This window comes from Chondrinema litorale (genome assembly GCF_026250525.1).
Taxonomy (GTDB): domain Bacteria; phylum Bacteroidota; class Bacteroidia; order Cytophagales; family Flammeovirgaceae; genus Chondrinema; species Chondrinema litorale.
The window spans coordinates 101,210-118,200 of sequence record NZ_CP111059.1 but is presented as its reverse complement, the minus strand read 5'-3'; the positions used below and the strand labels follow the sequence as shown (position 1 = coordinate 118,200).

Annotated in this window: 11 protein-coding genes; 4 read left to right on the top strand and 7 right to left on the bottom strand. The window is 36.9% G+C overall.

What is annotated here, in order from left to right:
- Positions 1-85 precede the first annotated feature (85 nt).
- The gene (locus OQ292_RS36870) at positions 86-2,578 is read right to left on the bottom strand and encodes a TonB-dependent receptor (RefSeq protein ID WP_284689166.1); all 2,493 of its coding nucleotides are present in this window, start codon (positions 2,576-2,578) and stop codon (positions 86-88) included.
- Between the two features lie 375 nt (positions 2,579-2,953).
- On the opposite strand from OQ292_RS36870, the gene OQ292_RS36865 reads away from it, so the two are divergent.
- From OQ292_RS36865 to OQ292_RS36850, 4 genes are all read left to right on the top strand, one after another.
- Positions 2,954-3,391 (top strand): coiled-coil domain-containing protein, encoded by a 438-nt coding sequence (locus tag OQ292_RS36865; protein WP_284689165.1) that lies wholly within the window; start codon positions 2,954-2,956, stop codon positions 3,389-3,391.
- Between the two features lie 182 nt (positions 3,392-3,573).
- Positions 3,574-3,741: a DUF1328 domain-containing protein gene (locus tag OQ292_RS36860; RefSeq protein ID WP_284689164.1), complete on the top strand. Its 168-nt coding sequence runs from the start codon at positions 3,574-3,576 to the stop codon at positions 3,739-3,741.
- Positions 3,742-3,851: 110 nt separating this feature from the next.
- On the top strand, positions 3,852-4,472 hold the full coding sequence (locus tag OQ292_RS36855; RefSeq protein WP_284689163.1) for a porin family protein: 621 nt from the start codon (positions 3,852-3,854) through the stop codon (positions 4,470-4,472).
- 128 nt (positions 4,473-4,600) lie between these two features.
- On the top strand, positions 4,601-5,275 hold the full coding sequence (locus tag OQ292_RS36850; protein WP_284689162.1) for a YiaD family glycine zipper/OmpA-like lipoprotein: 675 nt from the start codon (positions 4,601-4,603) through the stop codon (positions 5,273-5,275).
- Between the two features lie 98 nt (positions 5,276-5,373).
- On the opposite strand, the gene OQ292_RS36845 is transcribed toward OQ292_RS36850, so the two are convergent.
- The 6 genes from OQ292_RS36845 to OQ292_RS36820 all read right to left on the bottom strand — a co-directional run bounded on the left by OQ292_RS36845 (position 5,374) and on the right by OQ292_RS36820 (position 16,853).
- On the bottom strand, positions 5,374-5,838 hold the full coding sequence (locus OQ292_RS36845; protein ID WP_284689161.1) for a GyrI-like domain-containing protein: 465 nt from the start codon (positions 5,836-5,838) through the stop codon (positions 5,374-5,376).
- A 62-nt stretch (positions 5,839-5,900) separates the two neighbouring features.
- Entirely contained in the window at positions 5,901-6,617 is a 717-nt protein-coding gene (locus tag OQ292_RS36840) for a helix-turn-helix transcriptional regulator (RefSeq protein WP_284689160.1), read from the bottom strand.
- A 133-nt stretch (positions 6,618-6,750) separates the two neighbouring features.
- Positions 6,751-7,776, bottom strand: a complete 1,026-nt coding sequence (locus OQ292_RS36835) for a GntR family transcriptional regulator (RefSeq protein WP_284689159.1) — start codon at positions 7,774-7,776, stop codon at positions 6,751-6,753.
- A 130-nt stretch (positions 7,777-7,906) separates the two neighbouring features.
- Positions 7,907-11,836, bottom strand: a complete 3,930-nt coding sequence (locus tag OQ292_RS36830) for a hybrid sensor histidine kinase/response regulator transcription factor (protein WP_284689158.1) — start codon at positions 11,834-11,836, stop codon at positions 7,907-7,909.
- A 178-nt stretch (positions 11,837-12,014) separates the two neighbouring features.
- The gene (locus OQ292_RS36825) at positions 12,015-13,592 is read right to left on the bottom strand and encodes a RagB/SusD family nutrient uptake outer membrane protein (protein WP_284689157.1); all 1,578 of its coding nucleotides are present in this window, start codon (positions 13,590-13,592) and stop codon (positions 12,015-12,017) included.
- 21 nt (positions 13,593-13,613) lie between these two features.
- Positions 13,614-16,853: a SusC/RagA family TonB-linked outer membrane protein gene (locus OQ292_RS36820; protein WP_284689156.1), complete on the bottom strand. Its 3,240-nt coding sequence runs from the start codon at positions 16,851-16,853 to the stop codon at positions 13,614-13,616.
- Positions 16,854-16,991: the final 138 nt, after the last annotated feature.

Sequence of the window (16,991 nt, the reverse complement as noted above, 5' to 3'; positions counted from 1 at the left end):
AAATATGTCGGTGTTATAAACAAAATCACCTCAGGCTAATAGCCTGAGGAAATATTAATGCTAATTAGGTAATCAAGTATTAGAATTAGAAAGTGTATGATATAGTCGTTAATAGGTTTCTTGGAGCACCTGGGAAAGCCCTCAAAAAATCATAACCTCCAACCCAGTGTGTCTTATTAAAGACATTATTGATATTCATTTGAATTCTAAATTTCTCTAACTGATAATACACAGCAGCATCTACTACCTCATATCCCGGAAAAATTGGCGTAGTTGTACCTCTTGTAATTGAGCCGTATCGCTCGCTTACAAAGTTGGCTCCTAAACCAAATCCAATTCCTTGTAATGCACCTTTATTAATCATGTATTTTGTCCAGACGTTTCCTGTTTGCTTAGGTGCATTCGGTTTTTGCTGACCAATCTCGGTTTCGTCGTCGCTTTCGGTAATGGTTGCATCATTATAAGAATAACTGGCTACAATGCTCCAATTGTCAGTGATGCTACCCGCAAAATCTACTTCTACCCCTTTAGACACTTCTTCACCTATCTGAACCAATAGATCAGGGTTAGTGGCATCACTTGCATTATATAAAGCTCCCTTTTGTTTTAGATGATACACCGCGATAGATGCGCTCAATCTGCCTTTAAAAAGATCAGACTTAGCGCCTACTTCGAAAAGTTCGCCAATAAGCGGATCAAAAGGTCCCCCTGCATTTACATCGTTTATTACACTAGAAGTTTGCGGTTGGTAACCTTGCACATATGTACCGTAAAGATTTACTGCTGGGTTTAGCGCGTACACCAAACCTATTCGTGGTATTAAAGCATCTTGTGTTACTGGGTCTTCATTATCAGATTTGTAATTCAATAAATCTGTATAGTATTCTTTTCTAAGCCCTAACATTAATTGAAACTTACCCCAAGTTGCTTGGTTTTGTATATAAATTCCATGAGAGCTCAATTTACTTTGAGAGTAGATACGTGTAGTATAAGAATACCCGCTCATATCTCTTAAGCTATTTGCATCAGGATCGGTAAGGTCGAAATGCGCTACCATCGGGATAGGATTCCCCTCATCATCTAAAGCATAGAGTTCAGGCTGATCTGGATCGTAGGTATTGATGGTTTCTGTTCTGTCTGCTGAGTAATAACCTCTGGCTTCTAACTGAGAACCTCCCGACTCTAAAACTTGCTGGAAGTAATCGTAACCTACCAACAATTTATTTTCTATGTTTCCAACTTTAAAATTATAGTTGAAATAATTATTGAAGTTATCATTATTCCAAACTCTCTTTCTAATAAACACGCGCATCTCCACTTTTTCAATGTCTAGTGAGCCATCTCCCAGAGAAGCATAAGCATTTGCGGTTCTATGTTCTAGTAGATCTTCGGTGTAGCCAGAACGCATATAAATACTATTAAAGCTCAAATTGTCGGTAAACTGATGGTTCAATGAGACAGTAGCATTTATACTTTCTTCGTTTAAATAATCATTTGCTGCATTTAGCGCTTTGCTAATGGGCACTGAATATAGATCGCCATCGCCGAAAACAGCTTGTCCTCTATCTAGTCTCCCTTGAGAACCCTGATAAACAATATCGAAGTTAACTCTGGTTTTTTCGTTTGGTAAAAATGAGAATGAAGGAGCCACCACAAGGTTTTTATCATTCTGCATATCTCTAAAGCTCCCTGAGTTTTCGTAACCCAGATTCAATCTATAAAGCAGGGTTTCGTCTTTAGACATTGGACCTGTAAAATCTGCCAGTGTTCTAAAAGTACTGAAACTACCCACAGTTGCACTAATTGTTTGCCTTGTTTCTGTTAATGGTTTTTTAGTTACACGGTTGATGGTTCCTCCGGGAGAAGCATTGCCAAACATTGCCGAAGCAGGGCCTTTAATTACTTCTACTCTTTCGATATGTGGAATTAACTGTTGCTTCCAGAAACTGGTAAAGGCACGCATCCCATTTACAAGGTTTCCCGAATCTCTTTGTCCCTGAATACGATGTCCACGGATTGTTATATCATTGTAAAATGAGAATTGATTTACACCACTAATATTTTTTACAACATCATTCACCCTATAAGCAGCTTGATCTTGTGCCAACTCTTTGGTTACATAACCTACAGACTGTGGTAGGTCTTTTAACAAGGTGGCAGATTTACTGCCTATAAAAGATGTGGTGTTTTTGTAGCCTCTCTCCTGCCTGCCAATAATTTCTACTAACTGGAGGTTCATAGCCGACTCATCTAGTACCCAAGCTAAGTCTGAGGTCTCTCCAGAATTGACTGTTACTTCTTTTTCAATAGTATTAAAGCCGACTGCACTCAATACAATTGTATGTTTTCCGGCTGCTAGATTGGCTATTTTAAATTTACCATCTGCATCGGTTGATGTACCCTTCTGGGTATCTTTTATAAACACATTCACATAAACTGCAGGTAAGCCATCCGCTTGTTTGACTGTACCTGCAATTGTTCCTGTGTTTTGATCTGTATTAATCTGGCTATAAGCCGGTAAACTAAGTATGGTTAAGGTTAAAAAGTATATGTAAATACTTGGTAGATGTTTTATCATTCTATATTTATTTAGACTAATTTTAAATAATGCTCAAATATAGCCATCGATCTGAAAAAACAACAGTTTTTAGTAAGTTTATTTAGAATAATTCTAAATAATGTATAATTCAGGATTTACAAGCCATTTGGAGTGAAGTATTTCATACCAATTTCAACAACTCAGTAGACATAATACCCACAATTGTTGCGCACGCACCACAGTATTTTCTAAAACAAAAAAATTGGCATGGTCGAAAAAATCAAAATAACATACTGATTATCAATTTGTTAATATTATTTTTTCATCTTTTTAGGAAACTGTGGTATTAGATTTTCATATAGTCTATTCAAATAACAAATTGATAAATTAGAATAGAACATAAATACTACTGATATGAAAACTAAATTTTTGATATTCTCATTAATCGCAGGTACTACCCTATTTTTTACCAATTGTAGCACACCATCATCAGAAAAATCTGCTGAAAGTGCTTACGAAGAAACATCTGCAGATTTCCAACAAAGGAAAGATGCACTTGCTCTAAACATCCAAAGAAAAATTGATCAGATCGACGAAGAAATCGAAATCAATGAAAGAAAAATGGAAGATGCATCTGAGGATATAAAAGATGAAACTAAAGAAAACTATAAAGAAGCTAAAGGAGAACTTATGGAATTTAGAAAAGAGTTAAGCGCAGACCTTAACGACATTCAAAATTCTACAGAAGATAACTTCGAAGAACTTGAAAGAAATTTTGAAGTAACCACAGCCAAAATTGACAATGAACTTGACGAGTTTGGTAAAGAAGTTAGAAATCTTTTTGATAGCTAATAGATATTAATCTAAAACCAAACATCCTTAAAATATTATAAGATCGGTTTTCAACTGGTCAGGTACAGGAGTACTTTGTTCCTGTGTACTTCATCGTAAGAACAAAGTCTTCTGTATCTACTAACTTATTTTTTAACAAGCTGCGATTGCAGCATTCATTTAACCAAATAAACTTTAAAACCATGTTACGCTGGACAGTAATATTCTTAATTGTAGCAATTATTGCCGCTGTCTTTGGATTCGGTGGTATCGCTGCAGGTGCAGCCTCAATTGCTAAAATATTATTCTTTGTATTCCTAATAGTATTTGTAATCTCACTACTAATGGGACTCGTAAGAGGCAAACCATAGAAAACTAATTAACCTCAAATCAATAAATATTTAAGGGAGGTATGACAAAGCATTAGTTAATACATTTTGTATTAGTCATGCCTTCCTACTTTAACCTAAACCAAATTACAATGAAAAATCTGAATATTTTTTACAAAACTTTAATAATCAGCTGTCTTTCTATACTTGCATTTAATGCAGCAAACGCACAAGCAAGGTTGGGTTTTAAAGGTGGTATGAACCTTACAAAATTCGACATCGATCAAGTTGAAACACAAAACTTAAGTAGAGCTGCTTTTGGTGTTTTTGGTGAAGTGCCTTTAACTTCTAATGTAGGTATCTCAACTGAGATTAACTATTCGAACGAGGGTTCGGCATATAACAACAACCCATTAATAGACGAAACAAGAGTATCTTATTTAGAGATTCCAGTATTGGCAAATATCTATTTATCTAACTCTTGGATTAGACCTAAAATCTTTGGTGGTCCTTCTATGAGCTTTTTAATGAATGCCGAGAATGAGATGATCGACGGTTCTACAGTAGATATCGAAGATAACTATAAAGAAAATGAGATTGGTGCCGTACTCGGTGCAGGTATCGACTTTAAAATAACTGGTGAAAACTATTTAATTCTAGATGCCAGATATGATCTTGGCTTGTCGGAACTTGACAATGTAGACATCGGTACTTTTAAAAACAGAGGATTTAGATTTAATGTAGGTTTTAGCTTCCCAGTAAGCAGCTACTAGTAAAAAGATATAATTTACTCACTTTCAATGAATGATAAAATTTATTGAAAGTGAGACCAATAACAACATATAAACCAAATAACACAACAAGTATCAACATAACAGTAAACTCAAAAACCAAATAGCACATGAACTTTTCAAGAAAATATATAGGCGCACTTTTAATATCGGGAATGGTATTTAGTACAAGTTGTAACAGTTGGAATGGTACTGCCAAAGGTGGTGCAATTGGAGCAGGTAGTGGAGCTGCGTTAGGCGGTATTATCGGTAACAGATCAGGTAACACAGCAGAGGGAGCCATTTTAGGTGCAGCAATTGGTGGTGTAACAGGTGCAGCAATCGGTCGCTACATGGATAAACAAAAAGAAGATTTAGAGCAAGACTTAGGTAATTCGGCAGATGTAGAAAGAGTAGGTGAAGGTATTCTAGTAACTTTTGATTCTGGTATCCTTTTCGGTTTTGACTCTGATGATTTGAATGCAGAAGTGAAGAATGAACTAGATAAATTCTCTGAAACATTGAACGAATATTCAGAAACAGATATAGTAATCCAAGGATATACTGATAGTATCGGTTCAGATAATTATAACTTAAAACTTTCTAAAGAAAGAGCTCAATCTGTACAAACTTACTTAAGTGGATTAGGTATTAAATCTAACAGAATGAATGTAGAAGGTTTAGGCGAAAGTAACCCAGTTGCTTCTAACGATACCCCAGAAGGTAGAGAACAAAACAGAAGAGTAGAGGTTGCGATTTTCGCTAACGACGATCTTAAACAAAAAGCAGAAACTGGTGAGATTTAATAAATCTCACCCAATTAAAACTACAACTTAATAATCGCAATTTGTTGTAAAGTGATGCAGAGCTGTCTCCAATGGGATAGTTCTCATCCTTTAATTTTTTAAGCACTTTTTACCCCAATAAAAATATCCACTTCGGCATCTTCCGGATTTTGCGCTTTTTTACCATAAACTTCAAAATCTGCCACATAAGCCCTGTCTAAATCAGTATTCCAGATTTTAGTCCATTCTTCCCAAACAGAACCTTGTTGGACATTTCCTTTGGCTACAAATTTTTTAAAAGGTCCATTTTCAATGGTAATGCTCTTAAACTTTTTAGGGATATTCTTTAAACTTTCCACATTACAACCCAAAAGCACAGTATAAGGCTTGGTATAATCCGATTCGTATTCTGTATAAATGCAATATATATCTTCGCTAATTTTACCTGGAATTTGCGCCATCACATTTTCAGATAAAAATACATTCCACAACTCAGTAATATCTTGAGCAATCTGGTTATTTTCGTTGGTACTTCTTACAGCTAAACCTACCACATTAAAAGATGCTAACTCCTGTGTTTCCATTCAATATTATTTTTTAGATGATTAAAAAAACAATGCTAGTACAGAAGTGTGACAACCCAGTGTCACTGGTTCTGGTCGTACTGATAAATCATTCTAAAATATTCCATCAACTCAAAATCTCGATCTTTAAACTTGTCTGGCATTATTTGATAAGTATCAATGCGATCTAGTCGAAATTCTCTGTAATTATCTCTCAATTTACACCAAGCAATTAAAATCCAGTTTTCTCTGCTATTGTAAAGGGCATAAGGCTCAATTGTTCTACATGTTTTTTCATTTTTGCCCAGAGAATGATAATTAATTTTGATAAGTTGATTATGCGTAATCGCCATTTGCACAGATGCCAACGAATCGCTGGTTATTTCTTTTTGATAGTTATTAAAAACTACCATTCGTTCTCCCAACAAATGTGTTTTTTCTTTGCTAGAGTAGCGCAAAACTGCTTTTATCTTGGAAATTGCTTCTTTGTGGTTTTTGATAAGTGAATCATCTTTACCACTATCGATCAGCTTTTCTGCGGTAATGAGCGCATTGGCTTCTTCTTCGGTAAACATAATCGGCGGCAGCCTGAAACCATCAACCAGAGAAAAACCTTTTCCTTCTTCTGAAAAAACAGGAACCCCTGCCCTTTCCAATGCTTTTAAATCGCGATAAGCGGTTCTTTTGCTCACACTAAATTTCTCTGCCAGTTCTGCAGCAGTAATGGCTTTGCCAGATTGAAGAATGGTTAAAATAGCTGTAAGTCTTGAGAGTCTGGGTATATCTTCTTTATCAATCATAATTTTCTAGGAATTGCTTCAAATATAAAGTTTACCACAATAAAATGAGGGATAAAAAAAGAACTTACTACCTCCGATAGTAAGCTCTAAGAACATGCATTAATATATCCTGATACTTATGACTACATGTATGCTAAATTGAATTTCTCATGTAAAGCACTGCCGGCCAATGTTGCTCTTCGGCTTTTTTGTGTACAATAAAATGAGCGATATATCGGGCAAGTTTTCCACTAAACCAGTTGATAGAAGTAATGCCGTTAAACATATATTTGAGATAATCTTTTTCAAACAAGGTGATTAAACCCACATCTTTTCCTGCTTTTAATCCTTTCTTTTCCATTAGTTCTGCCAGATAAAAGAGCGTATGTTCGTCTACCACAAAATATCCGTGCTCTTTTTCAACCTCTTTGAGTTCTTCTACTATTTTGCCTTTAATGTTTTGATCGTCGCAATACCTAAAAAAACCATTAATAAAACCAGAAGGAAAATACTCGAACTCCGGCAAAACCAGATTGAGCGTTTTATAATGTTTTAAATCATTGGTTAGTCGGCTTAAAATGCTGTATAATTCTTCGTCTATATTGAAAGAAACATGGTCTATCCCATTTGGAACTACTTCATTATCATCATTCAAAAAAATGATATTACTCCTCACCGCTTTTTTATCAAATAAATCTAGGATGTCTTTTTTAGAAAGAATTTGAGGTTCGATAATAAAAATATGATAGTTCCCAACTTCTTTGTTGATGATGTTTTTTAAAATATTCAGGTTGTTATGGCTCAGCATATAATCTGTCTGAATATGGTGGTTTTCCATTTCTCTGGCAATCTGGTTGTAAAACATTTGGTTGGTAGTACTGCATTTGCCAGTGATAAACAGCACTCTCTTTTTGCTCGAAACGGTAGAAGTGTTAGAAACAAAATAACCTTTGCGATAAATGGAAGTAATTACGCCTTTGGCAAACAACTCTTTGTAAGCTCTGCTAATCGTGTCTCTCGAAAGGTCAAAATCGATGCTCGAATTAATGATAGAAGGCAGCCGATCACCTTCTTTCAATACCCCTGAATTTATTTTGTCTAGTATAGTATTTACAAATTGCTGATACTTGGGCAATTTAGAATTATCTTCAATCTCAACTAGTAAGTTCGTAGTTTTCATATTCACATTTTTTAAACATGAATATAGATTGAACTGCCAGCCAAGTGTTAGGATAAATCTTTCAATTTCAGGTAAAAATTCTACAAATAGGCTCTAATTCGCTCAGAAAGACATTTTTGTTTTCATACAATCACAGAAACAACTCATTTACAAAATCTTTGGGGCTCAATTCAAATTGCTTTTTAAAGCATCTCGAAAAGTAAGAAGGGTCTTTAAAACCCACTTCGTAAGCTACTTCGGCAATGTTTTTTTCTTTATGGTTTCTGAGGATGTTTGCCGCACAATTTAAGCGGATAAATCGGATAAACTCATTCGGCGACAGATTTAAGGCTCCCCTAATTTTTCTGTAAAGTTGCATACTCGAAATGTTAAACATACTCGCTAAAGATTCTACTGTTAGATTTTCTTCTTGAATATGTTCCAAAATCTTATCGGCTACTTGCTGAATAAACGCATCTTCAAAATGGATTTTATTTGGCAAAGTCTCTTTTACATCATAATGCTTTTTTAGCTTAGTTCGGTTTGTAATAATATTTCCGATTCTTTGCTGTAGAATCGCCATGTTAAAAGGTTTAGTAATGTAATCGTCTGCTCCGATCTCCAAGCCCTTAATCTTGTCTTTACTTTCAGACAGAGCTGTAATAATTATTACCGGAATATGATTAGTTCGTGGATCTTTTTTGAGTTTTTCGCAAAGTTCATAACCGTTTAATCCGGGCATCATCACATCGGTAATAATGAGGTCTGGAATATTTCTAATCGCCATATCTAAACCAGATTTGCCATCTGTTGCCTGATAAATTCTGTATTTATTGCCCAATTCGATGTTGAGATAATCCAAAATATCTGAGTTGTCGTCGATAATGAGTACCTGATCGTAGTTTTCGTAAGTTTGATTTGTTGGATTAGAAGTAAGACTGATTGCTTCCAGTTCGTCTTCAAACTCTAGATTGAGTTGGCGGTCTGGACTTTCCTTATAATTGTCGTCGATAAAGTCTGGGTAACTCTCTTTGTTGAGTGGTAGCTCCACAGAAAACAAACTTCCTTTACCATACTCAGACTCCACAGAAATTTTACCTTGATGCAAACTAACCAATTGTTTCGTAAGTGAAAGCCCGATACCGCTACCAATATGCTCGCGTCGAGGAAGCTGTTCCCCTTGATAGAAACTAGAAAAAATCAATTCTAGATTTTCTTTACTAATGCCAATGCCATTGTCGCCAACTGTCATAATCAATCGATCTGTATAACCTCTTCTTTCTTTTGATGGAATCAGGTTGAGAATCACACTAATTTCACCACCATCTTTCGTGAATTTAAAAGCATTAGAAAGCAGGTTGTAGGTGATTTTCTCTACTTTGTCTTTATCAAAATAAGCTTGCAGGTTATGGAAATTACATTCGAAGGTGTATTTGATCTGATGTGTATCTGCCAAAAACTCAAAAGAACTATAAATATCTCTTATGTGAGAAATGATATTCCCTTTTGAAACTTGCAAAGGCATAAAACCAAACTCGATTTTAGAAGTATCAAGAATCTGATTGATCAACCTCAGTAATACCTTGGCATTTTTATGCATCAATTTGTATTTGAAAAACAGCTTTTCATTGGTTCTGGTAGATTTCATTAAGCTTTCTAATGGACCTAACAAGAGCGTAATCGGCGTTCTGAACTCATGCGACACATTGGTAAAAAAACTGGATTTTAGTTTATTTAACTCTATAATTTTTTTGGCATCTAGTTCTTTTATCCGCAAATCAGCTTTTAGCTTTTCGTTTGCCAGTGTTTTTCTTCTGAACAAAATCACTAAAAAAATCAATATAGCTGTGTAGGCCAAATAGGCATAAACAGTTTGCCAAACTGGCGGATTGATTTCTATTTGTAATATTTCGAGTTGGGTATTTTCTGTTGGCAGCTTAGATGGATCTACAATCAATTGGTAATTACCCGGATCGAGATTGGTAAAGGTAATGGTATTGGCTCCTTTCACATGCACCCAATCTTCCTTGTAACCACTCAACTTATACCAAAACTCAGGCTGTTCTTTGTAAGCAAAGTATCTGGAAGCCAGAGAAATAGTGAAATCATTTAAGAAATATGGCAGCTTTGCACTTTTAATAATTCCATTTTGGTCATGCTGAATTTTGGCTTTTTGGTTGTTCTCATTCAAAAAATTAATTCCTGAAACCAAAACATCATTTTCAGTTTTCTGCTCTTGAAATGCTAAAGGATCAAAATAGTTAAAACCATCGAAACCACCGAAAAGCAAATTGCCATCCGCATCTTTTAAACTGGCATTAATGATAAACTCATCTCCTTGCAAACCATCGTCTGTGGTATAATTAAACAACTGTTTGGTTTCTGGCTCATACATGGAAATCCCCTTATTGGTACTAAACCAGATCCTGCCAGCATTGTCTTCTTCAATCGATTTTACAATATCACTTGGAGGAAGAATATCAAACTCTACTCGCTTTAAAAGATGTTCTTTCCGGTTGTACAATAGCAAACCCGCACCAAAACTTCCCACCCAAATTCGCTCTTGCTGATCTATAAGAATGTCGCTAACATTGAGTGGTTCGCTTATCTCTTCCCCTCCTATTTTCATCAAGGTATCTTGGGTTTCATTATAGCGAAACAAACCTCTGTTGTTGGTACCAATAAGCAAATCTCCGTTGACATCTTGTGCAATGCTGATTACATAAGTTTGTATTTCGGGATGATTATTGGCAATCTCTTTTACTTTGAGATCAGTCGTAATTTCTTTTATGCCTTTGTTATGTGCAATAAAAAACCTGTTGTCTGATGTTTCGAGCATATCATTCACAAAAATATTTTTCAATTGCTCTATTTGAATGAAGCCCTCTCCTTTTCGATAATATTTTAAGCCATGTTTTCTAGTGCCAATCCAATAATTGCCAGCTTTGTCTTCGTAAAAATGATTGACTTTTTGATTGAGTATTTGAAAAGAATCTTTTTCAGTCTCGATGTAATGATAGGCTTTTCCGGTCTTTAGAAGACTTAACTCCCCTCCGTTGGCCATCCATATATTTTTACTATCAGAAAGCGCAAAGCAGGGCACATTTGACCCTTTAAACGGATTTGTATTACCGTCTATTAACATATATTCCTTAAATAGGTGCCTTTCCCTACTAAATAGGTTTACTCCTGAGGCATATGTGCCAATCCAAATATTGTTATTCTTATCGCAATAAATGCTTGTGATACCATTACCAACGATACGCTGACTTTTGCCTCTTTCTTTAAAATCTAGCAGTTCGCCCGTCTTTGGGTCATAGCGATACAAACCCAAAATACTTGTGCCTATCCAACAGTAACCTTGTTGGTCTGTGAGTACATCGGAAATAGAAACAGTTTCTAATCGATAATTCAAGTCTGGCAGATTGTTGAGTTCTTCGGAAGCCACATTCAAACTCAAAACACCTTCATCAGAAGCAATCCAAATTACACTGTCTCCAAACTGTAGGTTTCTAATTCTACCGGTGGTATTACATTCTTTTTTGATTTGGTAATATTGGCTGCTATTATCATAAACAGCATGGATGATTTTTCCTTCATTCGCACCTAACCAAAGGTTGCCAGCCCGATCTACAGTTAGCGCTTCAATCTCGTATTTGTCTGTTAAAGATTTTAGGAAATCCCAATAGAAAATATTTTTCTCTAAATCTAGTAAGACCAACTTTCCGGTTTCATAAGAAATAATCAGATTGCCTTTGCCATCATCTGCAATGGTATTTACAGATTTTCTACTAAGGGAATAACCATCTCGGTCGATGTATTGCTGGAATGAATCTTCTTTTCGATTGTACTTGCACAAACCTCCATTTTTGGTTCCAATCCACAAAGTACTGTCGGCTGATTCGTGAACCTCATTTACATTGAAAAAATCTATTCCTGTATTTAGCTCTTTTCTGTAAACTTTAAAACTGGTGCCATCATAGCGGTTTAAACCATCGCCGGTAGCCAACCAGATAAAACCCACATAGTCTTCTTGAATATCGAGAATGTTGTTTTGAGAGAGTCCATCAGAGGTATTCAAATTCAGAAACTTAATCTTCTCTTGTGCAAACAATTGAGAGTTGCAGCAAAACTGAAAGCCTAGGAAAATTAAAAATATGAATACACTTTTTCTCATGATACATGAAAATACTAAAATTTAAGAAAAAACCTGATTCAAGAATGAAACAGGTTTTAAGAGCAATCTTTTGAAAGATAAATCAATCACCAGCGCTCCAAGCTGGCTTTTGAACAAGATTAGGATTTCTATCTACTGCCGACTGTGGATATGGCATTTTCCAATGTTTTGCCGGAGTAAAGGCAGCAAAGTCGTTGTCATCGCCATCAGTATCTCCAGCAACAATGGCTGCAGCAGCTTGGGTAAATAGATTAGGCATAGAGTTTCTTTTGCGCATAAAATCGAACCAGCGCTTAGATTCGCCAAACAACTCCCAACGGCGCTCTTCCAAAATCTTTTCAATCGTAATCTCACCTGAACTCAGGTCTTCTAGTCCAGCACGATTTCTTACTTCGTTGATTGCTTCTAATCCTACTGCACTGATAGTTCCATCAGAAAGTAAATCTGCTTCGGCATACATCAAAAGCAAATCGGCATAGCGCATCACTGGGAAACCCAATGTTGATCGACCATTTACATTCTTGGAGTTTTCTTGATACCAGAACTTTTGCAAACACATTCCATTGGCTCTAGCACAGCAACGATTCTGATTGGTTTGATCGTAATAGCCAGTAGTATCGCCATTCACAATAATCGGTTCATCTTGCATCCATAAATTATAATCTTTTCGAGCATCGGCATCATCCCATTGCGTGCCAATTGCCTCATAAACATAAGCCCAACCATAACCCCACATGTTGTTGTTATTTCGCATTTGGCGAGCAGTAGATGCCATCGGAAATTCTGATGCTACATTGTTGTCACTCCAATTGCCACCACTGTTGTAATGGTTTACTGTAAAGATGTGTTCTTTGCCGTTTTCATTATAAGTTTGGAAGATCGATTCGAGATTTTCTTTCGGGGTAGAAAGTTCGTTAAACAAGCCGAATGTACTGCTGTTGATTACTTCTGCCGCTTTAGATTCTGACATGCTGTACCAAGCATCATTACCCAATTCATCTGCACCAAAAAGATAGACTTTTGCCAACATGGCTTTGGCCGTCCAACTGTTTACTCTACCTCCTTGAGCAGATACTGATGAAAGATTTTCTTCTGCAAAAGTTAAATCTGAAATTACTTGTTCGTAAACTTCATCTGCAGTAGAAACCTCAGGTGCAAAACCAGAAGGATCGTTGGTAATCTCTGTTACTATGGGCACATCACCCCAGATTAAAGTGAGCATAAAGTGGGCATATCCTCTCAGAAAAGTAACTTCTGCCACTACCTGAGTTAAAACCTCATCACTTACATCTGCTTCTGAACCACGAATTATTACTTGATTACACATATTTATCAGCTGATAAAAACCTCTGTAATTCTCTTGTATTGCTTGATTCTGTGTATCGTAACTAAAGGTTGACCAAGCGCCAAAAGCACCATCTCCAGTGGCCGAACCATTGTAGATATTATCTGTAAATTGCTCGAATCCCAAGATGTTTAATCGGTGAAGGGAAATGGGAAGCGATAAGCCTGAATAAGCTGCTACTACTGCTTGTTGCAAATCGTTTTCAGTTTGGAAGAAGTTGTCACCAGTAGGCCCTGTCGGATCGGTTTGATCGAGCATATCTGTACAGGTTGTCAGCAGAAATCCTGTGAGCAAAAGAATGATATATTTTTTCATAATTGTGTTCATTTTCAATATTTAAAAAGATAATTGCATGCCCAGTGTGAACTGTCTCGATAGCGGATAAGCACCGCCATCTACTCCGGCTGTTTCAGGGTTATCGGCATCTCGCAAACTGATTTCAGGATCGAAACCGCTGTATTTGGTAAAGGTGAGTAAGTTGGTTCCCACAGCATAAAAATTCACTCCGGCATTTTCTAGCCTGATTGATTGCAACAAAGCTTTCGGGAAAGAATAGGAGAGTCTAACGTTTTTGATTCTTACGAATGAGCCATCTTCTAACCAATGTTGCGAAGCTCTGCCATTAGAATTCGGGTTACTAAACACAGCTCTTGGAATACTGTTGCTTGTACCTTCCCCTTTCCACCTGTTCAAAACATCCTCTCGCATATTGGCAAACGAAGAGTTAGAGCTTTCTAAACCCACTCTAAGTGAGTTATAAACATCCACTCCTTGCACTCCCTGTAAAAAAACTGACAGTGTAATTCCCTTATAACTCACTGTGTTGTTGAGCCCCCAAGTAAAATCGGGAATCGTACTACCGATAATCACCCTGTCATTATCAGCATCGATAAAACCATCTCCGTTCTGATCTACATATTTGATATCGCCAGGAGCCGTATTGTTTTCTTTGGTAGCATCATCTGTATTACCTGTGTAGTTCGGCAAACCTGTTTCTTCATTATAGGATTCAACTGACTGGTTTTGGTAAGCATGATTGTAAACTTCATCCCAGTTTTGAAACAAACCATCCGTTTCAAAACCATAAATTGCTCCTATCTCTTCGCCAACTCTGGTAATGTTCACCCCATTAAAGCGATCTGCATCTTCTGGCAAACTCACTACTTTGTTTTTTACTGATGAAATATTGAAGTCTGTTATCCATCTAAAATCACCAGTAGATACATTGACGCTTCTCAAAGTAAGCTCGATTCCTTTGTTGTTGATCTCCCCTAAATTCCCTGTTGGGTTACTTAATGAACCCACTTCTTCGGCTGGGGCAAAAGCGAGCAAAAGACCTTCGGTAGTTTTATCAAAATAATCAATTGTTAACTCTAATTTACCTCCAAAAAAACCAACGTCTAAGCCTGCGTTTAGCATTTTAATTTCTTCCCAACTCAAGTATTCATTTGCCAACCTCACCAAAGTAGCTCCGGGAATTACACCCCCATTAAATACATATTCTTGATCTGCTCCTGCACCTATGGTGGAATTCCATTGATACAAACCTGTATTATCGCTCCCACTAATACCATAACCTACTCTCAATTTCAGGTTAGATACCTGAGATATATCTTGCATAAAAGCCTCTTCTGAAATTCGCCAACCTGCTGAAACCGCCGGGAAAATTCCCCATCGTTGAGAAGCACCAAAGCGAGAAGAACCGTCTCTACGCACAGTGGCTGTCAACAAATATTTGTCATTAAAGTCGTAGATAAGTCTACCAAAGAAAGAGACAAAAGCAGATTCGTTTTGGTAGTTGGTTACATTAGGCATAACAAGTGGTTGCGTAGCCAATACATTGCCTTCACTATCGGTGATTTCGTTGGTTAATGTAGGCCTGCTAAAAAACCAATAATCGGTATCAACAAAAGCTCCAGCATTAGAACCAAAACCCAAATTCAAGTTATTTTGTGCTTGATAACCTGCCATTAAACTGAAGTTGTGCTTGTCTAATGACTTCTCGTATCGCAAGGTATTTTCGATAAACCAAGTGCGAGGCTCATTGTAGTTCATTCTTAGGTAAGATGTTGTTTCATCTCTGGCAGCAGCACCATCGATGGTATTGGCAGGTGTTCTCACTTCTGTTTTATTAAAACTCCAATCTACCGATGCCATTGAGTGGAAAGTTAGTCCATTGATAATTTCGTAATCGGCAAAAACAGAACCCCAAATTCGATTTCTTACTTCCTTATCATAATTGGTTTCCATGTTCCAGATCGGGTGCTCATTCTGGTAATCTAATTGCGCTTCGGCATCTGGATCTTGCGCAGATAAACCAGCATAATCGCCATCAATCGGATCGAAAATAGGTTTGTATGGATTAGCTTGTAAAAGCCTACCTATCCAGTTTTTTGTATTGATATTTCCGTCTACATTTCCCACCGTATTCGCTTCACTTCTAGATATCGCTAAAGTGTTTCCCACTTTCAGCCTTTTCCCGAATTTATGATCGCTGTTTAATCGAATGGTATAGCGTTTCATATCTGAGTTTGGCAATATACCTTCTTGATCAAAATAGTTGAGCGATGTGAAAATTTGAGACTTAGCAGAACCAGAAGTTACAGACAAGTTATAGCTGTTTATTTTACCATTTCTGTTAGCATAATCGAACCAATCGTAGGTAGGTAATTCAGCACCGCTCAATACTTTATCTACAAAGGCTTTTCCCTTGTAATCGGTATTGCCAGTTTCTGCCATCATTTCAGAATAATACCTTGCCCAATCGGTTCCGGAAAGCATGCTAAAATTACTTCGATCGAGCACACTCACCGAAGCATAAGTATCTAGATTGATAGACATCTTTCCTTCTTTACCTCTCTTGGTGGTAATAATTACTACACCATTTCCAGCTCTTGCTCCATAAATGGCAGTTGCAGAAGCATCCTTCAAAATATCTATACTTTCAATATCATTGGGATTTATGAGTGACAAAGGACTGATTGAAGTTTGTCCACCACCTGTTTCATTTCCGATAATAATTCCATCGATTACATACAAAGGCTCTGAGTTGTTGGTAGAACCCACACCTCTTATTCTCAAACTTGCACCCGCTCCCGGTGTGCCTGAACCAGTGGTAACTTGCACGCCAGCTGCTCTTCCGGTAAGGGCTTGCTCAAAAGATGGCACTGGAATCTCGTTTAAATCTTCTCCCGAAACTGATGAAATAGCTCCAGTAATGTCTTTTTTCTCCTGTGTGCCGAATCCGATAACCACCACTTCTTCTAGTTGACTTACATCTAAAGCCAATTGTACATCTACTACAGATCGATTGCCTATATCCACCTCTTGGGTTTGAAATCCGATATAGCTAAATGTAATGATATTGGATGCATCAGGAACATTGAGTTTGTAGCTGCCATTAAAATCGGTTGTAGTTCCGATTGTGGTTCCTTTTACTAGAATTGTTACTCCCGGTAAACTTTCGCCATCTTCTGTTGAGCTCACTTTGCCCGTAATGGTTTTCTCCTGCGCCAAAGCTTGTAACATTGGCATTAACAGGAAAACTGTTAGTAGTCCTGGTAATAAGTTTTTCATACTTTCATATTTAGATGATCGATAAAGAGTTGTTCTTTTCGCTAGTATGAAATTAGTTTTTGTTCAGGTTCTTGTTGACCTGATTTGGCATGATCAGTCAAGGATTGGGATAGGAGAGAGGGGTATTTTGAAAAGCAA